This is a genomic window from Pseudomonas triclosanedens (genome assembly GCF_026686735.1).
Classification (GTDB): Bacteria; Pseudomonadota; Gammaproteobacteria; order Pseudomonadales; family Pseudomonadaceae; genus Pseudomonas; species Pseudomonas triclosanedens.
In genome coordinates this window covers 3,670,817-3,692,571 of record NZ_CP113432.1, presented here as the reverse complement: position 1 = coordinate 3,692,571, position 21,755 = coordinate 3,670,817, and the positions used below count along the sequence as shown (strand labels likewise).

Annotated in this window: 22 protein-coding genes; 9 read left to right on the top strand and 13 right to left on the bottom strand. The window is 62.0% G+C overall.

What is annotated here, in order from left to right:
• Positions 1-19: 19 nt before the first annotated feature.
• Positions 20-478: an NUDIX hydrolase gene (locus OU419_RS17120; RefSeq protein WP_254473579.1), complete on the bottom strand. Its 459-nt coding sequence runs from the start codon at positions 476-478 to the stop codon at positions 20-22.
• A 101-nt stretch (positions 479-579) separates the two neighbouring features.
• The gene (locus OU419_RS17115) at positions 580-2,802 is read right to left on the bottom strand and encodes an NADP-dependent isocitrate dehydrogenase (RefSeq protein WP_254473581.1); all 2,223 of its coding nucleotides are present in this window, start codon (positions 2,800-2,802) and stop codon (positions 580-582) included.
• Positions 2,803-3,157: 355 nt separating this feature from the next.
• On the opposite strand from OU419_RS17115, the gene icd reads away from it, so the two are divergent.
• Positions 3,158-4,411: an NADP-dependent isocitrate dehydrogenase gene (icd, locus tag OU419_RS17110; protein WP_254473583.1), complete on the top strand. Its 1,254-nt coding sequence runs from the start codon at positions 3,158-3,160 to the stop codon at positions 4,409-4,411.
• A gap of 71 nt (positions 4,412-4,482) precedes the next feature.
• On the opposite strand, the gene cspD is transcribed toward icd, so the two are convergent.
• A complete protein-coding gene (gene cspD / locus OU419_RS17105; protein ID WP_254473592.1) occupies positions 4,483-4,758 on the bottom strand; it encodes a cold shock domain-containing protein CspD in 276 nt (91 codons plus the stop codon).
• Positions 4,759-4,985: 227 nt separating this feature from the next.
• On the opposite strand from cspD, the gene clpS reads away from it, so the two are divergent.
• Positions 4,986-5,348 carry an ATP-dependent Clp protease adapter ClpS gene (gene clpS / locus OU419_RS17100; protein WP_254473594.1) on the top strand — a complete coding sequence of 121 codons (363 nt, stop codon included), beginning with the start codon at positions 4,986-4,988 and terminating at the stop codon, positions 5,346-5,348.
• A 28-nt stretch (positions 5,349-5,376) separates the two neighbouring features.
• Positions 5,377-7,650, top strand: coding sequence for an ATP-dependent Clp protease ATP-binding subunit ClpA (gene clpA / locus OU419_RS17095; protein WP_254473596.1), 2,274 nt, complete (start codon positions 5,377-5,379; stop codon positions 7,648-7,650).
• A 79-nt stretch (positions 7,651-7,729) separates the two neighbouring features.
• Here clpA and infA read toward each other — a convergent pair whose 3' ends face one another.
• The 4 genes from infA to trxB form a co-directional block, all read right to left on the bottom strand.
• On the bottom strand, positions 7,730-7,948 hold the full coding sequence (gene infA / locus OU419_RS17090; RefSeq protein WP_002553999.1) for a translation initiation factor IF-1: 219 nt from the start codon (positions 7,946-7,948) through the stop codon (positions 7,730-7,732).
• 105 nt (positions 7,949-8,053) lie between these two features.
• Entirely contained in the window at positions 8,054-8,761 is a 708-nt protein-coding gene (locus OU419_RS17085; protein ID WP_254473597.1) for an arginyltransferase, read from the bottom strand.
• Between the two features lie 31 nt (positions 8,762-8,792).
• Positions 8,793-9,497: a leucyl/phenylalanyl-tRNA--protein transferase gene (gene aat, locus OU419_RS17080; RefSeq protein ID WP_254473598.1), complete on the bottom strand. Its 705-nt coding sequence runs from the start codon at positions 9,495-9,497 to the stop codon at positions 8,793-8,795.
• 35 nt (positions 9,498-9,532) lie between these two features.
• On the bottom strand, positions 9,533-10,483 hold the full coding sequence (trxB, locus tag OU419_RS17075; RefSeq protein ID WP_254473599.1) for a thioredoxin-disulfide reductase: 951 nt from the start codon (positions 10,481-10,483) through the stop codon (positions 9,533-9,535).
• Between the two features lie 170 nt (positions 10,484-10,653).
• Here trxB and ftsK point away from each other — a divergent pair, with 170 nt between their 5' ends.
• From ftsK to OU419_RS17045, 6 genes are read left to right on the top strand one after another with little or no spacing between them, the layout of a single operon-like run.
• Positions 10,654-13,116 (top strand): DNA translocase FtsK, encoded by a 2,463-nt coding sequence (gene ftsK, locus OU419_RS17070; RefSeq protein ID WP_408004900.1) that lies wholly within the window; start codon positions 10,654-10,656, stop codon positions 13,114-13,116.
• Between the two features lie 19 nt (positions 13,117-13,135).
• Positions 13,136-13,759 carry an outer membrane lipoprotein chaperone LolA gene (lolA, locus tag OU419_RS17065; protein ID WP_254473601.1) on the top strand — a complete coding sequence of 208 codons (624 nt, stop codon included), beginning with the start codon at positions 13,136-13,138 and terminating at the stop codon, positions 13,757-13,759.
• 37 nt (positions 13,760-13,796) lie between these two features.
• A complete protein-coding gene (locus OU419_RS17060) occupies positions 13,797-15,122 on the top strand; it encodes a replication-associated recombination protein A (RefSeq protein WP_254473602.1) in 1,326 nt (441 codons plus the stop codon).
• Positions 15,123-15,168: 46 nt separating this feature from the next.
• Positions 15,169-16,449, top strand: a complete 1,281-nt coding sequence (gene serS, locus OU419_RS17055) for a serine--tRNA ligase (protein WP_254473603.1) — start codon at positions 15,169-15,171, stop codon at positions 16,447-16,449.
• A gap of 1 nt (position 16,450) precedes the next feature.
• Positions 16,451-17,836, top strand: coding sequence for a siroheme synthase CysG (cysG, locus tag OU419_RS17050; protein ID WP_254473604.1), 1,386 nt, complete (start codon positions 16,451-16,453; stop codon positions 17,834-17,836).
• Positions 17,833-18,180: a lysozyme inhibitor LprI family protein gene (locus OU419_RS17045; RefSeq protein WP_254473605.1), complete on the top strand. Its 348-nt coding sequence runs from the start codon at positions 17,833-17,835 to the stop codon at positions 18,178-18,180. Before cysG ends, OU419_RS17045 begins: the two co-directional genes overlap by 4 nt.
• A 34-nt stretch (positions 18,181-18,214) precedes the next feature.
• Here OU419_RS17045 and OU419_RS17040 read toward each other — a convergent pair whose 3' ends face one another.
• From OU419_RS17040 to tusD, 6 genes are all read right to left on the bottom strand, one after another.
• Positions 18,215-19,216, bottom strand: coding sequence for a glutathione S-transferase family protein (locus OU419_RS17040; RefSeq protein WP_254473606.1), 1,002 nt, complete (start codon positions 19,214-19,216; stop codon positions 18,215-18,217).
• Positions 19,217-19,303: 87 nt separating this feature from the next.
• Positions 19,304-20,302, bottom strand: a complete 999-nt coding sequence (locus tag OU419_RS17035; RefSeq protein ID WP_254473607.1) for a glycosyl transferase family protein — start codon at positions 20,300-20,302, stop codon at positions 19,304-19,306.
• Positions 20,299-20,634 carry a TusE/DsrC/DsvC family sulfur relay protein gene (locus tag OU419_RS17030; protein ID WP_254473608.1) on the bottom strand — a complete coding sequence of 112 codons (336 nt, stop codon included), beginning with the start codon at positions 20,632-20,634 and terminating at the stop codon, positions 20,299-20,301. Before OU419_RS17030 ends, OU419_RS17035 begins: the two co-directional genes overlap by 4 nt.
• Positions 20,631-20,933, bottom strand: coding sequence for a sulfurtransferase complex subunit TusB (gene tusB, locus OU419_RS17025; protein ID WP_254473609.1), 303 nt, complete (start codon positions 20,931-20,933; stop codon positions 20,631-20,633). Before tusB ends, OU419_RS17030 begins: the two co-directional genes overlap by 4 nt.
• Complete coding sequence (gene tusC / locus OU419_RS17020; protein ID WP_254473610.1) at positions 20,933-21,292, bottom strand: sulfurtransferase complex subunit TusC; 360 nt, start codon at positions 21,290-21,292, stop codon at positions 20,933-20,935. Before tusC ends, tusB begins: the two co-directional genes overlap by 1 nt.
• A complete protein-coding gene (gene tusD, locus OU419_RS17015; RefSeq protein ID WP_254473611.1) occupies positions 21,292-21,684 on the bottom strand; it encodes a sulfurtransferase complex subunit TusD in 393 nt (130 codons plus the stop codon). The genes tusC and tusD overlap by 1 nt, the downstream gene beginning before the upstream one ends.
• Positions 21,685-21,755 lie beyond the last annotated feature (71 nt).

Genomic DNA, 21,755 nt, shown 5'->3' with positions numbered 1-21,755 from the left:
GGCGGGATTCTACCAGAGCCTAGCGGGTGAGGCTCGGGTCGCGGATCAGGCTCAGCGGGAAGCGTTCGCCTTCCAGGTAGTCGTCGATACAGCGCAATACGAGATGGCTACGCCAGCGCCCGGGTTGGGTGGCGAGTTCGTCGCGGGTCAGCCAGTGGGCACCGAGTATGCCGTCGTCCAGGGCGCGTTCGGGGTGGTGGCGCAGTGGGCGCGCGGAGAAGCAGATGCGCTGGTAGGTCACGCCGTTGCTCGGTGCTGTGTAGAGGTAGATGCCGGTAACTGCGGTCAGTTCCACGTCCCAGCCTGTTTCCTCCAGGGTTTCGCGCATGGCCGCCTCGATCAGGCTCTCGTTGGCTTCCAGGTGGCCGGCTGGCTGGTTGAATACCGGCTTGTTGTCAGCGGAGATTTCTTCCACCAGCAGAAAGCGTCCCTGGTCTTCGACGATGGTGGCGACGGTGACGTGTGCTAGCCAGCGCATGGATGGGGTCTCGTGAGTTGAAAAAGGCGCGAGTTTAACGTGATGGGGTGCAGAAAGCAGAACCCCCGGGAAGGCCCGGGGGTTCTGCCGTCACGCTAGGCTTACGCCAGCGCGTCGATCGCGGCGTTGAAGGTCGCGCTCGGACGCATGACCTGGCTGGTCAGCTCCGGGTTCGAGCGGTAGTAGCCGCCGATGTCCGCCGGCTTGCCCTGGACGCCGTTGAGTTCGGCGACGATGGTCGCTTCCTTCTCGGTCAGGGTCTTGGCCAGGGGGGCGAAGTGGGCCTTCAGCTCGGCGTCGTCGTTCTGCTCGGCCAGGGCCTGGGCCCAGTACATGGCCAGGTAGAAGTGGCTGCCGCGGTTGTCGATCTCACCGATCTTGCGCGACGGCGACTTGTTGTTGTCCAGCAACTTGCCGGTGGCGATGTCCAGGGTCTTGCCCAGAACCTTGGCCTTGGCGTTGTCGGTCTTGATGCCTTCTTCCTCGAGGGAGACCGCCAGGGCCAGGAACTCGCCCAGGGAATCCCAGCGCAGGTAGTTTTCTTCCACCAGCTGCTGCACGTGCTTCGGAGCCGAACCGCCGGCGCCTGTCTCGTACATGCCGCCACCCGCCATCAGCGGAACGATGGACAGCATCTTGGCCGAGGTGCCCAGTTCCATGATCGGGAACAGGTCAGTCAGGTAGTCGCGCAAGACGTTGCCGGTCACCGAGATGGTGTCCAGGCCGCGCATCTGGCGCTCCATGCTGGTGCGGATGGCTTCGTTGTAGCCCTTGATGCTGATGTCCAGGCCGGTCAGGTCGTGGTCCTTGAGGTACAGCTCGACCTTCTTGCGCAGTTCGTTGTCGTGGGCGCGCTCCGGGTCCAGCCAGAAGATGGCCGGTGTGTTGGAAGCTCGGGCGCGGGTAACGGCCAGCTTGACCCAGTCGCGGATCGGGGCGTCCTTGGTCTGGCAGGCGCGCCAGATGTCGCCGGCTTGTACTTCGTGCTGCATCAGGATCTTGCCGTCGGCGTCGACGACGCGCATCACGCCATCGGCTTCCAGTTCGAAGGTCTTGTCGTGGGAGCCGTATTCCTCGGCCTTCTGCGCCATCAGGCCGACGTTCGGTACGCTACCCATGGTGGTCGGGTCGAACGCGCCGTTGGTTTTGCAGAAGTTGATCATTTCCTGGTAGATGCGGGCGTAGGTGCTTTCCGGCATGACCGCTTTGGTGTCTTTCTGCTTGCCGTCCTTGCCCCACATCTGGCCCGAGTTGCGGATCATGGCCGGCATGGAGGCGTCGACGATCACGTCGCTGGGGATGTGCAGGTTGGTGATGCCCTTGACCGAGTCGACCATCGCCATTTCCGGGCGGTGGCTGTAAACCTCGTGGATGTCGTGGAGGATCTCTTCCTGCTGCGAGGCCGGCAGCGACTTGATCTTGTCGTAGACGCTGGAGATGCCGTTGTTCGGATTTACGCCCAGCTCTTCGAATAGTTGGCCATACTTCTCGAACACGTCCTTGTAGTAGACGGTGACGGCGTGGCCGAAGACGATCGGGTGAGAAATCTTCATCATGGTGGCCTTGACGTGCAGGGACCACATGACGCCGGTTTCCTTGCAGTCCTGCAGGGTCTTCTCGAAGAAAGCGCGCAGTTTGCTGCAGCTCATGAACATGCTGTCGAGGACTTCGCCTTCCTGCATCTTCAGGGTTTTCTTGGTCTCGACCTTGCCGTCCTTGCCGACGAACTCGATACGGACGTCACCGGCCTTCGGGATGGTGACCGACTGTTCGCTGGAGAAGAAATCGCCGCCACGCATGTAGTCAGCGTGGGAGCGGGAGGCCATGCTCCACTTGCCCATGCTGTGCGGGTGCTTGCGGGCGTATGCCTTCACGGCTGCCGGGGCGCGGCGGTCGGAGTTGCCTTCGCGCAGGACCGGGTTCACGGCGCTGCCCAGGACCTTGGCGTAGCGGGCGCGGGTTTCTTTCTCTTCGTCAGTCTGCGGGTCTTCCGGGAAGTCAGGAACGGCATAGCCCAGCTTTTGCAGCTCGGCGATGGCGCCCTTGAGCTGCGGTACCGAAGCGGAGATGTTCGGCAGCTTGATGATGTTGGCTTGGGGGGCGGTGGCCAGTTGGGCAAGGTAGGCCAGGTCGTCTTCGATGGCCTTGTCGCCAAGCTTGTCGGCGAAGGAGGCCAGGATGCGGCCTGCAAGAGAGATGTCGCGGGTCTCGACGTCGATGCCGGCGGAGGCGGCAAAGGCTTTTACGATGGGAAGAAGCGAATAGGTGGCAAGGGCGGGTGCTTCGTCGGTGAAGGTGTAGGTGATCTTCGAGCGGATGGACATCTCGTTCTAACTCTCTTCTTTGCTGGGCGCGCACAGAGTCTCGAATCGCGTTGGTACACGCTGCGTTCAACGAAGCTGTTGAGCCGGCATTCGAGAATTGCCGCGGGGATATTGGGGCGCCAGTAGAGCGTTGTACGGCGGGTTCCTGGTGTGGATCCAGCCGCTGCGAGGGAGGAGAGCCTGGTCCCAGACTGCCCGGACCTCGATGACTATTAAGTCATGCCGGCCAGTATACCACCCTATCGGCAGGGTTACGCGTACGCCGTTTTAGACTAAGGAAGATGTAGTTCGATTACCGTCTTGTGGGCTACCCTAATGGGCTGCAAGAGGGTTTAACCACAACGCGGAGTTCAGCATGGGATACCAAAAGATCCAGGTGCCGGCAGGTGACAAAATCACCGTCAACGCCGATATGTCCTTGAATGTACCGAAGAACCCGATCATCCCGTTCATCGAGGGTGATGGCATTGGCGTAGACATCAGCCCGGTCATGATCAAGGTCGTCGACGCAGCCGTTGAGAAAGCCTACATGGGCGACCGCAAGATCGCGTGGATGGAAGTCTACGCTGGCGAGAAGGCTACCCAGGTCTACGATCAGGATACCTGGCTGCCCCAGGAGACCCTGGACGCCGTTCGCGACTATGTCGTTTCCATCAAAGGCCCGCTGACCACCCCTGTCGGTGGCGGCATCCGTTCCCTGAACGTCGCGTTGCGCCAGCAGCTCGATCTTTATGTCTGCCTGCGCCCGGTGCGCTGGTTCGAGGGTGTGCCCAGCCCGGTGAAGAAACCCGGCGACGTCGACATGGTGATCTTCCGCGAGAACTCCGAGGACATCTATGCCGGCGTCGAGTGGAAGGCCGGCACTCCCGAAGCTCAGAAGATCATCAAGTTCCTCACCGAGGAAATGGGTGTCAAGAAGATTCGCTTCACCGAAAACTGCGGCATCGGCATCAAGCCGGTTTCCCAGGAGGGTACCAAGCGTCTGGTGCGTAAGGCCCTGCAGTACGCCGTGGACAATGATCGTAGCTCCGTGACCATCGTTCACAAGGGCAACATCATGAAGTTCACCGAGGGTGCGTTCAAGGACTGGGGTTACGAAATCGCACGTGACGAATTCGGTGCCGAGCTGCTCGATGGTGGCCCGTGGATGCAATTCAAGAACCCCAATACCGGCAAGAACATCGTCGTGAAGGACGTGATCGCCGACGCCATGCTCCAGCAGATCCTGCTGCGTCCGGCCGAGTACGATGTGATCGCCACCCTGAACCTCAACGGTGACTATCTCTCCGATGCCCTGGCTGCAGAAGTGGGCGGCATCGGCATCGCTCCGGGTGCCAACCTGTCGGATTCCGTTGCCATGTTCGAGGCAACTCACGGTACCGCGCCCAAGTACGCGGGGCTGGACAAGGTGAACCCGGGCTCGGTGATCCTGTCCGCCGAAATGATGCTGCGGCATATGGGCTGGCCCGAGGCGGCCGACTTGATCATCAAGGGTGTGAACGGCGCGATTGCCGCAAAAACCGTTACTTACGATTTCGAGCGCCTGATGGACGGTGCGAAGCTGCTGTCCTGTTCGGAGTTTGGTGACGCAATCATCGCCAAGATGTAACGCGGTTGAGACGTCGATGAAAAAAAGGCCGGCTATAAGCCGGCCTTCTTCGTTTGACTGATCCGGAAGGATCAGGCCTCTGCCGTGATGTTCTGGAGTTCGCTGCTTGGGGCAGTCTGGGCGGAGGGTGCGGACGCGTTGGCGTTGATGGGTTGAATGTTAACCGCATGCAACCCCTTCGGACCTTGCAGGATCTCGAAGCTGACGGGTTGGCCGGCCTTGAGTGTCTTGTAGCCATCCATCTGGATTGCCGAGTAATGAGCAAACAGGTCCTCATCTCGGCCTTCAGCCAGGATGAACCCATAGCCCTTGGCGTTGTTGAACCACTTGACCTTACCGCTGAGCATGCTGATATCCCTCTGCAAAGGACTCCATTGCTGGAGTATCATCCACTACGATTCCGCTACAGCCTTTATAGAGACTGGCATCCGGAACTCCTGATACCCTCCGGGGGTATCCTTTGGTTGTAACACCCTTTTGCCGTTAGTCAAGGCGGCACCGTCTGGGCCTGAGAGGCGATTCAAACTCTGGCCGGCCCCCCTCACTCACCCACTCGCAAAGCTTTTATTCCAGCATGCATGCAAGTAGCCAGATTCGACTAACATTCAATCAGGACCGCCCGGATCCATTGGAAGACGAAGGGGCGGGGCTCGCGGTCGAGGAATCCAAGCCCGCGCTCAAGCCGCCGTCGATGTATCGGGTCATCATGTTCAACGATGATTACACTCCGATGGATTTCGTGGTCGAGGTGCTCGAGCTGTACTTCAACATGAACCGCGAACAGGCAACCAAGGTCATGTTGACCGTGCATACTCAAGGCAAGGCGAACTGCGGGACCTTTACCCGCGATGTCGCGGAAACCAAAGCCATGCAGGTCAATCAATATGCGAGGGAGAGCCAACATCCACTGTTGTGCGAAATTGAGATAGAAGGTTGATGCGGATGTTTGGGAGCGAGGTGAAGTCATGTTGAATCGAGAGCTCGAAGTCACCCTCAATCTCGCCTTCAAGGAGGCGCGGGCGAAGCGGCATGAGTTCATGACCGTTGAGCACTTGCTGTTGGCGCTTCTGGATAACGAAGCTGCCTCGACGGTCCTGAAAGCGTGCGGTGCCAATCTGGACAAGCTGCGGCGAGACCTGCAGGAGTTCATCGACTCCACCACGCCGCTGATCCCGCAGCACGATGAAGACCGCGAGACCCAGCCGACGCTGGGGTTCCAGCGCGTCCTGCAGCGGGCGGTCTTCCATGTGCAAAGCTCCGGCAAGCGCGAAGTCACCGGGGCTAACGTGCTGGTGGCCATTTTCAGCGAGCAGGAAAGTCAGGCGGTTTTCCTGCTCAAGCAGCAGAGTGTCGCTCGCATCGATGTGGTCAACTACATCGCCCACGGCATTTCCAAGGTGCCGGGTCATGCCGAGCATCAGGAAAGCGAGCAGGATATGCAGGATGAGGAGGGGGGGGAATCGTCCACTTCCAGTCATCCGCTGGATGCTTATGCCAGCAATCTGAATGACCTGGCTCGCCAGGGGCGTATCGATCCGCTGGTTGGTCGAGAGTCCGAGGTCGAGCGTGTGGCGCAGATTCTGGCTCGTCGCCGCAAGAACAACCCGCTGCTGGTCGGTGAGGCTGGTGTGGGCAAGACCGCAATCGCCGAAGGCCTGGCCAAGCGCATCGTCGACGGTCAGGTGCCGGACCTGTTGTCCGACAGCGTCGTCTATTCCCTGGATCTCGGCGCGCTGCTGGCAGGCACCAAGTATCGGGGCGACTTCGAGAAGCGCTTCAAGGCGCTGCTCAACGAGCTGCGCAAGCGCCCGCATGCGGTGCTGTTCATCGACGAGATCCATACCATCATCGGTGCCGGCGCGGCATCGGGCGGTGTGATGGATGCGTCCAACCTTCTCAAGCCTCTGTTGTCTTCCGGCGAGATCCGCTGCATCGGCTCCACGACCTTCCAGGAGTTCCGTGGCATCTTCGAGAAGGACCGGGCCCTGGCCCGTCGTTTCCAGAAGGTCGACGTTACCGAGCCGTCGGTCGAGGACACCTTCGGCATCCTGAAGGGGCTCAAGCCGCGATTCGAGCAGCACCATCACATCGAGTACAGCGATGAGGCGCTGCGTGCCGCCGCCGAGTTGGCTGCGCGTTATATCAATGACCGGCACATGCCGGACAAGGCCATCGACGTTATCGACGAGGCGGGCGCCTACCAGCGTCTGCAGCCGGAGGAGAAGCGCGTGAAGCGCATCGAGGTGGCTCAGGTCGAAGACATCGTGGCGAAGATCGCTCGGATTCCTCCCAAGCATGTGTCCAGCTCTGACAAGGAGCTGCTGCGCAATCTCGAGCGTGATCTGAAGCTGACCGTGTTCGGCCAGGCCGCAGCCATCGAGTCGCTGTCCACTGCCATCAAGCTCTCCCGTGCCGGGCTGAAGTCTCCAGACAAGCCGGTGGGCTCCTTCCTGTTCTCCGGTCCTACCGGCGTGGGCAAGACCGAAGTGGCTCGCCAGTTGGCCAAGGCGCTAGGTGTGGAGCTGGTGCGCTTCGATATGTCCGAGTACATGGAGCGGCATACCGTTTCCCGTCTGATCGGCGCGCCGCCGGGGTACGTCGGGTTCGACCAGGGTGGCTTGCTAACCGAGGCGATTACCAAAACGCCGCACTGCGTGTTGCTGCTGGATGAAATCGAGAAGGCGCACCCGGAAGTCTTCAACCTGCTGCTGCAGGTGATGGATCACGGCACCCTGACCGACAATAACGGCCGCAAGGCGGATTTCCGCAACGTCATTGTGATCATGACCACCAACGCCGGTGCGGAAACTGCGGCGCGAGCTTCCATTGGTTTCACGCAGCAGGATCACTCCACCGACGCGATGGAGGTGATCAAGAAGAGTTTCACGCCGGAGTTCCGTAACCGCCTGGACACCATCATCCAGTTCGGGCGCCTCAGTCACGAGACCATCAAGAGCATCGTCGACAAGTTCCTCACTGAACTGCAGGCGCAGTTGGAGGACAAGCACGTGCAGATCGAGGTCAGCGACTTGGCGCGTGGCTGGCTGGCTGAGAAGGGTTACGATCCCCAGATGGGCGCGCGCCCGATGGCGCGGCTGATTCAGGACAAGATCAAACGGCCGTTGGCCGAGGAGATTCTGTTCGGCGAGTTGGCTGAGCACGGCGGTGTCGCGCACGTGGATCTGAAGGATGGCGAGCTGGTCTTCGAGTTCGAAGTGGTGGCCGCAGAACCGGCGTGAGGTATCCTGCGCCGAAACGAAAACGCCCGGCGATGCCGGGCGTTTTTCTATGTGCCGGAATTGCCGGCACTACCGTCCGTCAGCGGGCGCGGTAGGTGATACGACCCTTGGACAGGTCGTAGGGCGTCAGTTCTACGCGAACCTTGTCGCCGGTCAGGATGCGGATGTAGTTCTTGCGCATCTTGCCGGAGATGTGCGCGGTAACGACGTGCCCGTTCTCCAACTCCACGCGGAACATGGTGTTGGGCAGGGTGTCGACGACAGTGCCTTCCATTTCGAAGCTGTCTTCTTTCGACATGCAGTAGAGCCCTCGGTATCTATGGTTGCCTGAAGTTTCAGGCCATTAAAAAAGGCACACATTGTGCCTGAAATCGCCCCGCAACGCCAAGGGGCGTTTGCTGGGTCAGTTGAGCACGACCCAGCGCTGGTTCACGAACAGCTCGATCGGACGGTACTGGGTCTTGTAGTTCATCTTCCGGCAGTTCTTGATCCAGTACCCCAGATAAACGGCGTGCAGCCCCAGGCGTTCGGTTTCGGCTATCTGCCAGAGAATAGCGAAGCGGCCCAGACTGCGGCGCTCCTCATCAGGGTCGTAAAAGGTATAGACCGCTGACAGGCCATTGGGCAGGACGTCCGTTACCGCGACTGCCAGCAGGCGCCCTTGCAGGCGAAATTCAAAGAAGCAACTGAATGGCAGGTCGCGCACAAGGAATGTCGCGAACTGGTCGCGGCTGGGTGGATACATGTCGCCATCGGCGTGCCGTTGCTCGATGTAGCGCATGTAGAGGGCGTAATACTCCTCGGTGAAGGTCGGCCGCTTGCGGATCACTTCAAGGTCTGCGTTTCGCTTGAGGATGCGCTTCTGCTGGCGATTTGGCTGGAACTCGGCGGCTGGAATGCGAGCGGGAATGCAGGCCGTGCAATGCTGGCAATGAGGACGGTAGAGGTGTTCGCCGCTGCGCCGGAAGCCGACCTCCGAGAGCGAGGCATATAGCTGCGCGTCCATGGGTTGGCTGGGATCGAGGAACAGAGTCGTTGCCTGCTCCTCGGGCAGATAGCTGCACGGATGCGGTTGTGTGGCGTAGAACTTCAGACGGGCGAGCTCGGTCATCTTCAACCCCTGCGAGAACCCTCTGGCAAGTTTATGCCAGGCTGGGCAGGTCCGCTTGCGAAGTCCAGTCCCGCAGCGGCGATTGATCGAGATGACGGCGCAGATAGGCGGCGAATTCCCGGCGGGAAATGGCTCGTGCGCCAAAGCTGTGCAGGTGCTGGCTCGGCATCTGGCAGTCGATCAGCTCGAAACCGGCGGCCTTCAGTCGCCGCACCAGGGTGACGAACGCCACCTTGGAGGCGTTGTCTGCGCGGCTGAACATCGATTCTCCGAAGAACAGGCGACCGATGGCCAGGCCGTACAGGCCGCCGACCAGTTCGCTGCCGTCCCAGGCTTCCGCTGAGTGTGCGACCCCCTGGTTGTGCAGCTCGCAGTACGCCTGTTGCATCGGTGTGGTGATCCAGGTGCCGTCGGTATATGCGCGCGGTCCGGCGCAGCCCTGGATGACGCGCTCGAATGCCTGGTCGATGGTGACGTGATAGCGCTGTTGGCGCAGGAGCTTGGCGAGGCTGCGGGAGACGTGCAGTTCGCTCGGGAGCAACACGGTGCGCGGGTCTGGGGACCACCAGAGAATGGGCTGGCCGTCCTGGAACCAGGGGAAGCAGCCGTGACGATAGGCCGCCAACAGTCGTTGCGGGTCGAGATCGCCGCCAGCCGCGAGCAGGCCGTTGGGCTCGTGCAGGGCCTTATCCAGAGGAGGAAAGTCGAAGTTGTTGCGGGAAAGCCAGGTCAGCATGGTGGGGGAGGGGAGGGCACGCCTCCCCGGGCCTGTCAGTTGTCGTCGAGGAACTTTTCGGCGTCCAGCGCGGCCATGCAGCCGGCTCCGGCGGAGGTGATCGCCTGGCGGTAGACGTGGTCGGCCACGTCGCCAGCGGCGAACACGCCTTCGATGCTGGTCAGGGTTGCGTTACCTTCCGCGCCACCCTTGATCTTCAGGTAGCCGTCGTTCATCTCCAACTGGCCCTTGAACAGGTCTGTGTTGGGCTTGTGGCCAATGGCGATGAATACGCCCGCCAGGTCCAGTTGACGGGTTTCCCCGCTTTCGGTGTCTTTCAGGCGCACGCCGACCACGCCCATGTCGTCGCCCAGGACCTCATCCAGCGTGGTATTCCAGTGCAGGCGTACGTTGCCGTTCCTGGCTTTTTCGAACAGCTTGTCTTGCAGGATCTTCTCCGAGCGCAGCTTGTCTCGGCGGTGGATCAGGTGGACTTCCTTGGCGATGTTGGATAGGTACAGCGCCTCCTCAACGGCAGTGTTGCCGCCGCCGACGACGCAGACCACCTGATTGCGATAGAAGAAGCCATCGCAGGTGGCGCAGGCGGAAACGCCCTTGCCCATGAACGCTTCTTCGGACGACATGCCCAGGTACTGGGCGGAGGCGCCGGTGGCAATGATCAGGGCATCGCAGGTATAAGTGCCGCTATCGCCCTTAAGCGTGAAAGGCTTCTGTTGCAACTCGGCGGTATGGATGTGGTCGTAGACGATCTCGGTATCGAAACGCTGGGCGTGCTGCTGCATGCGCTCCATCAGGGCCGGGCCGGTGAGGCCTTCGACGTCGCCCGGCCAGTTGTCGACTTCAGTGGTGGTGGTGAGCTGGCCGCCGGGCTGGATCCCAGTGATGACAACAGGCTTGAGATTGGCGCGTGCGGCATATACGGCCGCCGTGTAACCGGCGGGGCCGGAGCCCAGGATGATCAGGCGCGAATGCTTGACTTCACTCATAAAAAGACTCCATAAGCCTTTGTCACGTAAGAGAATGCGTGCTCCAATTGAGCAGCCACAAAGCGATGTTGGGCTATGCTACACCGAACCTCGGAAAGCCGGCAAAAGCACTGTCGGAGGCTTCCGGCCTCGCTGGCGTCGGCCGCCTAAAGCCGTACAATAGGCCTGCTTTGAGGCTCAACGAATCTCGGACGCGCGTACAGCGCAGGAATAGACGCGTTTTGAAGGACACCACCACAGCAAGTCATGCCGCCGCCTGGCGTCAGCAACTGCATTATCGCCTGAAGGAAGGGGCGCTGATCGCGCTTGGCGCGCTATGCCTCTACCTGTGGATGGCTCTGCTCACCTATGATCCGTCCGATCCGGGCTGGAGCCATTCCAGTCATGTCGAGCAAGTGCAGAATGCCGCCGGTCGCCTTGGTGCCCTGTTCGCCGACATCCTGTTCATGGTGCTGGGCTACTTTGCTTACCTGTTCCCCCTGCTGTTGGCAGTCAAGACCTGGCAGGTGTTCCGCAAGCGCCACATGGCCTGGGAGTGGAGCGGCTGGCTGTTCTCCTGGCGTCTGATCGGCCTGGTGTTCCTGGTGCTCTCCGGCTCCGCGCTGGCTTATATCCACTTCCATACCAGTGGCAGCCACATGCCGGCTTCCGCGGGGGGCGCTCTTGGCGAAAGCCTGGGGCAGCTGGGCATCAATGTCCTCAACGTGCAGGGCAGTACGCTGCTGTTCCTGGCGTTGTTCCTGTTCGGCCTTACTGTCTTCGCCGACCTGTCCTGGTTCAAGGTCATGGACATTACCGGCAAGATCACCCTCGATCTCTTCGAGTTGATTCACAACGCCGCCAACCGCTGGTGGAGCGCGCGCAGCGAGCACAAGCAACTGGTCGCTCAGTTGCGCGAGGTGGATGAGCGCGTTGCCGAAGTCGCCGCGCCGATCGTCGCCGACCGCCGCGAGCAGGCCAAGGTCAAGGAACGCCTGATCGAGCGCGAGGAAGCGCTGGTCAAGAGTGTGCAGGAGCGTGAAAAGCGTCCAGCACCGAAGATCGACGTTCCGCCGCCGGCTGCCAAGCCAGCGGAGCCGAGCAAGCGCGTACTGAAGGAAAAACAGGCGCCGCTGTTTGTTGATACCGCCGTGGAAGGCACATTGCCGCCACTGTCGCTGCTCGATCCGGCTGCCGAGAAGAAGCAGAGCTTCTCTCCCGAGTCGCTGGAAGCGCTGTCGCGCCTGCTGGAGATCAAGCTCAAGGAGTTCGGCGTCGAGGTGGTCGTCGAGTCCGTGCATCCTGGTCCTGTGATCACTCGTTTCGAAATCCAGCCTGCCGCCGGTGTTAAGGTCAGCCGAATTTCCAACCTGGCCAAGGATCTGGCCCGTTCGCTGGCGGTGATCAGCGTGCGGGTGGTGGAAGTAATCCCCGGCAAGACCACCGTGGGCATCGAAATTCCCAACGAAGACCGGCAGATGGTGCGTTTCTCCGAAGTGCTGATGTCGCCGGAGTACGACGAGCACAAGTCCACGGTGCCGCTGGCCCTGGGCCACGACATCGGTGGCAATCCGGTCATCACAGACCTGGCGAAGATGCCGCACCTGCTGGTTGCAGGTACTACGGGTTCCGGTAAGTCAGTGGGCGTGAACGCCATGTTGCTGTCGATCCTGTTCAAGTCGACGCCGGAAGAGGCGCGGCTGATCATGATTGACCCGAAGATGCTGGAATTGTCGATCTACGAAGGCATTCCGCACCTGTTGTGCCCGGTCGTCACCGACATGAAGGAAGCCGCCAACGCCCTGCGCTGGAGCGTGGCGGAGATGGAGCGTCGCTACAAGCTGATGGCGGCGATGGGGGTGCGCAACCTCGCAGGTTTCAATCGCAAGGTGAAGGACGCAGAGGAGGCGGGGTCACCGCTGACCGATCCTCTGTATCGTCGCGAAAGCATGGAAGACGAAGCGCCGCTGCTGCAGGCCCTGCCGACCATCGTAGTTGTGGTCGACGAATTCGCCGACATGATGATGATCGTCGGCAAGAAGGTGGAAGAGCTTATCGCTCGTATCGCCCAGAAGGCGCGTGCGGCAGGCATCCACCTGATCCTGGCGACCCAGCGTCCGTCGGTCGATGTGATTACCGGCCTGATCAAGGCCAACATTCCGACCCGCATCGCCTTCCAGGTGTCCAGCAAGATCGACTCGCGCACTATTCTCGATCAGGGGGGCGCCGAGCAACTGCTGGGCCACGGCGACATGCTCTACCTGCCGCCGGGCACCGGTCTGCCGATCCGCGTTCACGGCGCGTTCGTCTCCGATGATGAGGTGCACCGGGTGGTCGAGGCGTGGAAGCTGCGTGGCGCACCGAACTACATCGAAGACATCCTTGCTGGCGCCGAAGAGGGCGGCGGTGGCTCCTTCGATGGCGGTGGTGGCGAAGGTAGCGAGGGCAGCGAGGACGATCCCCTTTACGACGAGGCCGTGCGTTTCGTGACAGAGAGTCGCCGGGCTTCGATTTCCGCCGTGCAGCGCAAGTTGAAGATCGGCTACAACCGCGCCGCGCGGATGATCGAGGCGATGGAGATGGCCGGTGTGGTCACTCCGATGAACACCAACGGCTCGCGCGAGGTAATCGCGCCGGCCCCGATCCGTGATTGATTCGATTTCGAGGATATCCATGCGTCTGATCCGCATGTTGTTCGTTGCTGCGCTGGCCTTTGCTGGCGTCCAGGCCCACGCCGACGATGCCGCCGCCCAGCGTCTGAGCGGTATGCTCAGCAAGGCCCAGACCATGACCGCGCGCTTTTCCCAGTTGACCCTGGATGGCGGCGGCACCCGGCTGCAGGAAACCGCTGGCCAGCTCGCGCTGAAGCGTCCGGGCCTGTTCCGCTGGCACACCGATGCGCCGCAGGAGCAGTTGCTTATCTCCAACGGCGAGAAAATCTGGCTGTTTGACCCGGACCTCGAACAGGTGACCATTCAGAAGCTTGATCTGCGCCTGACCCAGACTCCGGCCCTGCTGCTCTCCGGCGATGTCTCGAAGATCGGCCAGAGCTTCGATATCACCGCGAAGGACGGCGGAAACGTAGTGGACTTCATCCTCAAGCCCAAGGCCAGGGACACCCTGTTCGACAGCTTGCGGATTTCCTTCCGCAATGGTGTGGTGAACGACATGCAGCTGATCGACAGCGTTGGCCAGCGCACCAATATCCTGTTCCTCGACGTCAAGATGAACGAGCCGATCGACGCCAAGCAGTTTGTCTTCGACGTGCCCAAGGGTGTCGACGTCATCCAGGAATGACCGGCGCCTGGCGCCTGCTCGATTGATAGGTAAGACCGTGGATCTGTTCCGCTCCGCCCCCGTTTCCCAGCCCCTGGCCGCGCGTTTGCGCGCGACCAGCCTGGACGAGTACGTCGGCCAGGAGCACCTGCTCGCCCGTGGCAAGCCGCTGCGCGAGGCGCTGGAGCAGGGCGCGCTGCATTCGATGATCTTCTGGGGGCCGCCGGGTGTCGGCAAGACTACCTTGGCGCGCCTGCTGGCACAGGTCACCGATGCGCACTTCGAGACCATCTCGGCGGTGCTCTCCGGAGTGAAGGAAATCCGCCAGTCGGTGGAGGTCGCCAAGCAGCATGCGGCGCAGTACGGTCGTCGCACCATTCTCTTCGTCGATGAAGTACACCGTTTCAACAAGAGTCAGCAGGATGCCTTCCTGCCCTATGTCGAAGATGGCACGCTGATCTTCATCGGTGCGACTACCGAGAACCCATCCTTCGAGCTGAACAACGCGCTGCTGTCCCGGGCTCGTGTCTATGTGCTGAAAAGCCTGGACGAGCCAGCGCTGCGTCGGCTGGTGCAGCGCGCGCTTACCGAAGAGAAAGGGCTGGGCAAGCGTAACCTGAGCCTGCCCGAAGAGAGCTTCGACATCCTGATGGCCGCTGCCGATGGCGACGGTCGGCGTCTGCTCAATCTGCTGGAGAATGCCGCCGATCTTGCCGAGGACAACGGTGAGATCAGTCCGGAGCTGCTGCAGAATCTGCTGGGCGATTCGCGCCGGCGCTTCGACAAGGGTGGTGAAGCCTTCTACGACCAGATCAGTGCCCTGCATAAGTCGGTGCGCGGCTCCAGCCCGGATGGCGCGCTCTACTGGTATGCGCGCATGCTCGATGGCGGCTGCGACCCGCTGTACATCGCCCGTCGTGTCGTGAGAATGGCCAGCGAGGATATTGGCAATGCCGACCCGCGCGCGCTGACCCTTTGCCTGAACGCATGGGATGTCCAGGAGCGACTGGGTAGCCCCGAAGGGGAGCTGGCGGTGGCCCAGGCCATCGTCTACCTGGCCTGTGCGCCGAAGAGCAATGCCGTATACAACGCCTACAACATGGCGCGCCGTGATGTGGCGGAGAACGGTTCACTGGAGGTGCCGCTGCATTTGCGCAACGCACCGACCAAGCTGATGAAGAATCTGGGCTACGGTGACGAATATCGTTATGCCCACGATGAGCCGGATGCCTTCGCGGCTGGAGAGGACTACTTTCCCGAGCCCATGCAGCCGCGTCAGTATTACCAACCCGTGCCGCGCGGGCTGGAGTTGAAGATCGGCGAGAAGCTGCGTCATCTGGCGAATCTCGACCAGGCCAGCCCCCGCAAACGTAGAAAATCCTGAAGCGACGCACGCGAGCGCCGCCCGACCCTAGACACGAGAAGACACCATGCTCGATTCCAAACTGGTCCGTACCCAGCCACAAGAAGTGGCCGAACGCCTGGCCGCTCGCGGCTTCACCCTGGATGTGGCGCGCATCGAAGCGCTGGAGAGCCAGCGCAAGTCCGTCCAGACCCGCACCGAAGCGCTGCAGGCCGAGCGTAACGCGCGTTCCAAGGCAATCGGCCAGGCCATGAAGAATGGCGAGGACGTCGAGCCGCTGAAGGCTGAGGTCAATCGCATGGCCGAGGAACTGGAGTCCGGCAAGCGAGAGCTGGATGCCATCCAGGCTGAGCTGGACGCTCTGCTGCTGACTATCCCGAACCTGCCGCACGAATCGGTTCCGGTCGGAGCCGATGAGGAGCAGAACGTCGAAGTCCGTCGCTGGGGCACCCCGCGCATCTTCGACTTCGAGATCAAGGATCATGTCGCTTTGGGCGAACAGCATGGCTGGCTGGACTTCGAGACCGCAGCCCGCCTGTCCGGCGCCCGCTTCGCGCTGATGCGCGGTCCTATCGCTCGTCTGCATCGCGCCCTGGCGCAGTTCATGATCGACCTGCATACCCGCGAGCATGGCTACGAGGAGGCCTATACTCCGTATCTGGTCCAGGCCCCGGCGCTGCAAGGCACAGGTCAGTTGCCGAAGTTCGAGGAAGATCTTTTCAAGATCCAGCGTGAGGACGAAGCGGATCTGTACCTGATCCCGACCGCCGAAGTGTCGCTGACCAACATCGTTGCCGGCCAGATTCTCGATGCGAAGGAGCTGCCGCTGAAGTTCGTCGCCCACACCCCGTGCTTCCGCAGCGAAGCCGGTGCTTCGGGGCGCGATACCCGCGGCATGATCCGCCAGCACCAATTCGACAAGGTCGAGATGGTGCAGATCGTCGAGCCGTCCAAGTCCTGGGAAGCGCTGGAAAGCCTGGTCGGCAACGCTGAGAAAGTCCTCCAGGCCCTTGAGTTGCCGTATCGTGCCCTGGCGTTGTGTACCGGTGACATGGGGTTCAGCGCGGCCAAGACCTACGATCTGGAAGTCTGGGTGCCGAGCCAGGACAAGTACCGCGAGATTTCTTCCTGCTCCAACTGTGGCGACTTCCAGGCGCGCCGCATGCAGGCGCGCTACCGTAACCCGGAAACCGGCAAGCCTGAGCTGCTGCACACCCTCAACGGCTCCGGCCTCGCCGTAGGCCGTACCCTCGTCGCCGTGCTGGAGAACTACCAGCAGGCCGATGGCTCGATCCGCGTTCCGGAAGTCCTCAAGCCCTACATGGGCGGCATCGAGGTCATCGGCTGAAATGGATTGCCTGCCGCTGTTCCACATCCTGCGCGGACGTCGCGCGCTGCTGGTCGGCGGCGGTGATGTCGCGCTGCGCAAGGCGCGCCTGCTGAGCGACGCCGGCGCAGTGCTGCGCGTTGTGGCTCCGGAAGTGCATCCGGAGTTGCGCGAGCTGGTCGAAGAGGGCGAGGGCGATTTGCTCCTGCGCCCGTATGCCCAGGGTGATCTGCAGGATTGCGTGCTGGTCATCGCTGCGACGGATGACGAGCCGCTCAATGCCCAGGTGTCCCGCGACGCGCACGCGCGCGGCGTGCCGGTCAACGTGGTCGATGCGCCGGCACTGTGCAGCGTGATCTTCCCGGCTATCGTCGATCGTTCGCCACTGGTGGTGGCGGTCTCCAGCGGTGGCGATGCGCCGGTGCTGGCACGCCTGTTGCGGTCCCGGCTGGAAACCTGGATTCCCGCTACCTACGGTCAATTGGCTGGCCTGGCCAGCCGTTTTCGTGAGCGAGTCAAGCAACGCCTCCCGAATTTGCAGCAGCGGCGCAAGTTCTGGGAAGAGGTGTTCCAGGGGCCGGTCGCCGAACGCATGCTCGCCGGCCAGCCAGGCGAGGCGGAGCGGCTTCTGGCGCACAAGCTGGAATCGCCGCAGCCCGAACCGCGGGGCGAGGTGTATCTGGTCGGTGCGGGGCCGGGAGATCCGGATCTGCTCACCTTCCGCGCCCTGCGTCTGATGCAGCAGGCCGATGTGGTGCTCTACGACCGTCTCGTCGCGCCGGCCATTCTCGAGCTATGCCGTCGCGATGCCGACCGTCTCTATGTCGGCAAGCGCCGCGCCGATCACGCCGTGCCCCAGGACGAGATCAATCGCCAGCTGGTGGAACTGGCCCGGCAAGGCAAGCGCGTGCTACGCCTCAAGGGCGGCGATCCCTTCATCTTCGGTAGGGGTGGCGAAGAGATCGACGAATTGGCGGCCAATGGCATCCCGTTCCAGGTCGTGCCGGGTATTACCGCCGCCAGCGGCTGCGCAGCCTATGCGGGAATTCCGCTGACCCATCGCGATTTCGCGCAGTCGGTGCGCTTCGTGACCGGTCACCTCAAGGATGGCAGCACCGATCTGCCCTGGAACGACCTGGTCGCGCCGGGCCAGACGCTGGTGTTCTACATGGGGCTGGTTGGCCTGCCAACGATCTGCGAGCAGTTGGTTCAACACGGTCGTGCGCCCGATACGCCTGCTGCGCTGATCCAGCAGGGTACCACTGTGCATCAGCGGGTGTTCACCGGCACGCTGGCGAGCCTGCCTCGGCTCGTTGCGGAGCACGAAGTACATGCGCCGACCCTGGTAATCGTGGGTGAGGTCGTGCAATTGCGCGACAAGCTCGCCTGGTTCGAAGGCCGGCAATGATCGGATGCCGCCGCGTGGCGTTGAGCGCAGCCTGTGTGGCGGTTTGCACTGCACTGCCCGCCGCGGCTGCCAGTTTCGATTGCACCAAGGTACTTCAGCCTGACGAGAAGGCGATCTGCGCGGATCGCCAGCTTTCCGAGCTGGATGTGCAGATGGCGACGACCTATCGTCTGCTGCGCGGCCTGTTCGCAATGGGGATGCGCGGAAACCTGGGCGATTCGCAATTGGCTTGGCTGGAGCAGCGGCGAGCTTGTGGCGCCAGCAAGGCCTGTCTGACGAAGCGTTACCACGAACGCCTCGACGCGTTGCAGAAAGTCTACGACAGCATCGACAAACCGATCTGATCACACGCACCATCGGCAGCGAACCCCCGTCCGCTCAAGGCTTGCGTGCAATCCCCTTGCCTGGCAGGTGTTCGCGCCCGTGTGGCCCGCCGAAGTCCTGCTGCGGCCCTAGCGGCACGATGCCGGTCGGGTTGATGGTACGGTGGCTGCCGTAATAGTGCTTCTTGATGTGCTCGAAGTTCACCGTGCCAGCGACTCCCTCCCACTGATACACCTCGCGTAGCCAGCCAGACAGGTTGGGATAGTCCGCCAGACGCCGCAGATTGCACTTGAAATGTCCGTGATAGACGGCATCGAAACGAATCAGTGTGGTGAACAAGCGGATGTCGGCCTCGGTAAGGTATTCGCCCGTCAGATAACGTTGCGTACCCAGCCGCTCCTCAATGCAGTCGAGTTCGGCGAAGAGGATGTTGAATGCCTCTTCGTACGCGCTCTGGCTGGTGGCGAAGCCTGCGCGGTACACGCCGTTGTTGATCGCCGGGTAGATTCGCTCGTTCAGCGCGTCGATTTCTCCGTGCAGCGGTTCCGGATAGAGGTCGAAGCGGTTGCCTGTAATGCCGTCGAAGGCCGAGTTGAACATGCGGATGATCTCCGCCGACTCGTTGCTGACGATGCGCTGCTCACGTTTATCCCACAAGACCGGTACGGTGACGCGCCCTGTATAGTGCGGATCGTCGCGGGTGTAGCGCTGGTGGAGGAAGTCCAGGCCATCCAGCTTGTCGCCGGTGGAGCCCAGCGCGCGATCGAAGGTCCAGCCGTTCTCCAGCATCAGCCAACTCACGACCGACACGTCGATCAATGATTCCAGGCCCTTGAGCTGGCGATAGATCAGTGTGCGATGAGCCCACGGGCACGCCAGTGAAACGTACAGGTGGTAGCGACCGGCTTCTGCGGCAAAACCACCCTCGCCGCTGGGGCCGGGTTGGCCGTCCGTGGTGATCCAGTTGCGCCGCTGGGCGCTTTCACGCTGGAAGCGGCCGTCCTTGCTGGTGTCGTACCACTGGTCATGCCAGCGCCCATCGATCAACTGTCCCATCTCGTTGCTCCAGAAATAGGGGAGATGGGATGAGTCTATCGGGTATTGATCGATTGGTTGGCGCAAAAATGGGATGCAATAAATCGACTAAATCGATTTGTCTCGGTCGAGCCAGCGTCTTTCGGCCTCTGCGAACGCTTCGTTTCTCGGTAAGCCGGTGGCTCGCAGGGCGAGGGCCATCGTTGCTCGAACCGCGAGCTCACCGTAGGCGTCCTGCGCTTCGCCGCGCCAGAAGGCGACCAGCTGCGTGGGGTCGAGCGTTTCCGGCTTGACGTGGCGCAACGCGGACAGCGCAGGCCATTCCTCGTCCCAGGCGACTCCATCGCGACAGCCGTATAGGTGTGAGGTGGTGTCAGGGTTCACTTCCATTTCGCCACCTTCACCCTTGATGACGATGGCGTAATCGCCAAGCAAGCGGCTTCCTTCGCGGTGTATTGCCTGGTAGCCCGGGTGGAAGATGCTTTGCAGTACGCAGGTGGCGCCCAGCGGATTGAGCAGACGCACTGCGGAGTGGATCGGTGAGCGCAGGCCGAGGATGTTGCGCAGGTCGATCATTCGCTGCAGGCGCGGCATCCAGTCCACCAGTGGAGCGAAGGCGATGCCCTGGGCGTCCAGCGCGACGCTTACCGCACTCCAGTCGCGGCACAGCGGAAGGCCGAGCTGTTCCAGCAGTTGCTCGCTATAGAGGCGTCCGGCGGTATGGGCGCCGCCGCCGTGCAGAAGGATGCGCGTACCGCTGCCGGCCAGGCACTTGGCAGCCAGCAAATACCAGGGTAGGTGGCGCTTCTTGCCGGCATAGCTGGGCCAATCCAGGTCTACGGCGATTTTCGGGGCCTGCAGGCGCTCGCGTACGGCCTCAGTGAAGCCAGCCAGTTCCTCTGCGCTTTCTTCCTTGTGCCGCAGGAGCATCAGGAAGGCACCCAGTTGGGCCTCCTCGACCTGGCCGTCGAGAATCATGCCCAGCGCCTCACGGGCTTCCTCCCGGGTCAGGCCGCGCGCGCCGCGCTTGCCTTTGCCAAGAATGCGGACGAACTGGGCGAAGGGGTGTTCGGCAGGCGTCTGCAGGACGAGGGCAGCGTTGATCATAGGCAATTGGTTGGTTTAGGCAGGCCGGCAAGCTTGGCGGCGAGCTTGGCTGGGGTGCCCTTGAATAGAAGGTTGAGATGCAGACTGTTGCCTTTTTCCGGCCCCAGGCGCTGTGCGACGTACTTGATCAGTGGTCGATTGGCTGGGGAGAGCTGGAACTCGCCATAGAACTCCCTCAACAGCAGCAGGACTTCCCAGTGCTCGGGCGTCAGATGGATGCCTTCGTTCTGCGCCAGTGCCTCGGCGGCGGCATCGCTCCAGTCGCGGAGATCGGCCAGGTAGCCATCCTTGTCCAGGGCGAGAGGGTGCCCGTTGACCAGTAGTGTGCTCATAACCAGGCGTTGACCTTGTCGAAGCGGGTGCACAGCTCGACGAAACCGGGGTAGTCGACAGCGATGACGCGTGCGGGAACGTCGTCCAGGCCGCGCGCCTGCAGATCTTCGAGTAGCGCGAAGAGGCCGTTGGCGGTCGGCATTAGCTCCAGTGCCTGGCAGGGTGCGGTGCCATCGCGCAGGGCATAGACAGCGTCGCCGGTCAGCAACAGGCCGTCGTTCGCGCCGAGCAGATGCAGGCAACTGGCGAGCCGGCCGTCTTGGAAGGGGGAGTGCGAGAGCAGGTGGAGAGTAGCCATCAGATCGTGATCACCTGGTCGTGGGTTTCCAGCAGGTCGCGCAGTGCGTCGGCGTCAAGCGCCTGGACAGGCAGTGTCAGGCCGGAAGCATCCAGGCCGCGCTCGCCAAGGCTGCGCTGGCTGACATAGAGCGCGTCCACGCCGAACAACGGGAGAGCCTGCAGATTGGCTTGGAGGTCCTTTTGTTCGAGTGTTTGCGGTCGCTGGTCGGGAGCCAACTGAAAGACGCCGTCGTCGAGGAAGAGCATCGAGATTGGCAAGTCGAAAGCGCCGCCGGCCAGGGCTATGTCCAGTGCCTCGCGGGCGGCGGGCCCGGCCCAGGGGGCGTGGCGGCTGATGATCAGCAGGGACCGGGCCATCAGTTGCCTCCAAAACAGACCAGGCGGTCCGCCAACTGGGTGGCTTCGTGAAGCTGGCCGAGTCCGGAGAGATCCCAGCGGGCCTGCAGGTTGGCGGCTGGACGGGAGTAGCGCTGCGCCTCTTCGGCATTCAGCACTCCGCGGCGCAGGGCGGCGGCGATGCAGACGACTCCATCGAGTTGGTTGTCGGCCACGAAGCGGCTCCAGGCGGTTGCAACGTCTAGCTCGTCCTGAGCTGTCACTGTGTTCGCAGAAGCGCTGTACACGCCGTCCTGATAGAAGAACAGCCGGGTGATTTCATGGCCACCCGCCAACGCCGCCTCGGCGAAGCGCAGCGCGCGTCGGGCTGCCGGTGAGTGCGGCGGGGAAAAGAGTGCAATGACGAACTTCATGGAGCGAGCCTTGGCGGCGGATTTTCGCAGGATGATACGGCGCTATGAGCTGTTTTGCTTCGCGGAAAATG

What these genes read in the sequence shown, in the direction of transcription:
- OU419_RS17120 (WP_254473579.1), bottom strand. Translation starts at nt 478, where the DNA reads ATGCGCTGGCTAGCACACGTCACCGTCGCCACCATCGTCGAAGACCAG.
- OU419_RS17115 (WP_254473581.1), bottom strand. Translation starts at nt 2,802, where the DNA reads ATGTCCATCCGCTCGAAGATCACCTACACCTTCACCGACGAAGCACCC.
- icd (WP_254473583.1), top strand. Translation starts at nt 3,158, where the DNA reads ATGGGATACCAAAAGATCCAGGTGCCGGCAGGTGACAAAATCACCGTC.
- cspD (WP_254473592.1), bottom strand. Translation starts at nt 4,758, where the DNA reads ATGCTCAGCGGTAAGGTCAAGTGGTTCAACAACGCCAAGGGCTATGGG.
- clpS (WP_254473594.1), top strand. Translation starts at nt 4,986, where the DNA reads ATGCATGCAAGTAGCCAGATTCGACTAACATTCAATCAGGACCGCCCG.
- clpA (WP_254473596.1), top strand. Translation starts at nt 5,377, where the DNA reads ATGTTGAATCGAGAGCTCGAAGTCACCCTCAATCTCGCCTTCAAGGAG.
- infA (WP_002553999.1), bottom strand. Translation starts at nt 7,948, where the DNA reads ATGTCGAAAGAAGACAGCTTCGAAATGGAAGGCACTGTCGTCGACACC.
- OU419_RS17085 (WP_254473597.1), bottom strand. Translation starts at nt 8,761, where the DNA reads ATGACCGAGCTCGCCCGTCTGAAGTTCTACGCCACACAACCGCATCCG.
- aat (WP_254473598.1), bottom strand. Translation starts at nt 9,497, where the DNA reads ATGCTGACCTGGCTTTCCCGCAACAACTTCGACTTTCCTCCTCTGGAT.
- trxB (WP_254473599.1), bottom strand. Translation starts at nt 10,483, where the DNA reads ATGAGTGAAGTCAAGCATTCGCGCCTGATCATCCTGGGCTCCGGCCCC.
- lolA (WP_254473601.1), top strand. Translation starts at nt 13,136, where the DNA reads ATGCGTCTGATCCGCATGTTGTTCGTTGCTGCGCTGGCCTTTGCTGGC.
- serS (WP_254473603.1), top strand. Translation starts at nt 15,169, where the DNA reads ATGCTCGATTCCAAACTGGTCCGTACCCAGCCACAAGAAGTGGCCGAA.
- cysG (WP_254473604.1), top strand. Translation starts at nt 16,451, where the DNA reads ATGGATTGCCTGCCGCTGTTCCACATCCTGCGCGGACGTCGCGCGCTG.
- OU419_RS17045 (WP_254473605.1), top strand. Translation starts at nt 17,833, where the DNA reads ATGATCGGATGCCGCCGCGTGGCGTTGAGCGCAGCCTGTGTGGCGGTT.
- OU419_RS17040 (WP_254473606.1), bottom strand. Translation starts at nt 19,216, where the DNA reads ATGGGACAGTTGATCGATGGGCGCTGGCATGACCAGTGGTACGACACC.
- OU419_RS17035 (WP_254473607.1), bottom strand. Translation starts at nt 20,302, where the DNA reads ATGATCAACGCTGCCCTCGTCCTGCAGACGCCTGCCGAACACCCCTTC.
- OU419_RS17030 (WP_254473608.1), bottom strand. Translation starts at nt 20,634, where the DNA reads ATGAGCACACTACTGGTCAACGGGCACCCTCTCGCCCTGGACAAGGAT.
- tusB (WP_254473609.1), bottom strand. Translation starts at nt 20,933, where the DNA reads ATGGCTACTCTCCACCTGCTCTCGCACTCCCCCTTCCAAGACGGCCGG.
- tusC (WP_254473610.1), bottom strand. Translation starts at nt 21,292, where the DNA reads ATGGCCCGGTCCCTGCTGATCATCAGCCGCCACGCCCCCTGGGCCGGG.
- tusD (WP_254473611.1), bottom strand. Translation starts at nt 21,684, where the DNA reads ATGAAGTTCGTCATTGCACTCTTTTCCCCGCCGCACTCACCGGCAGCC.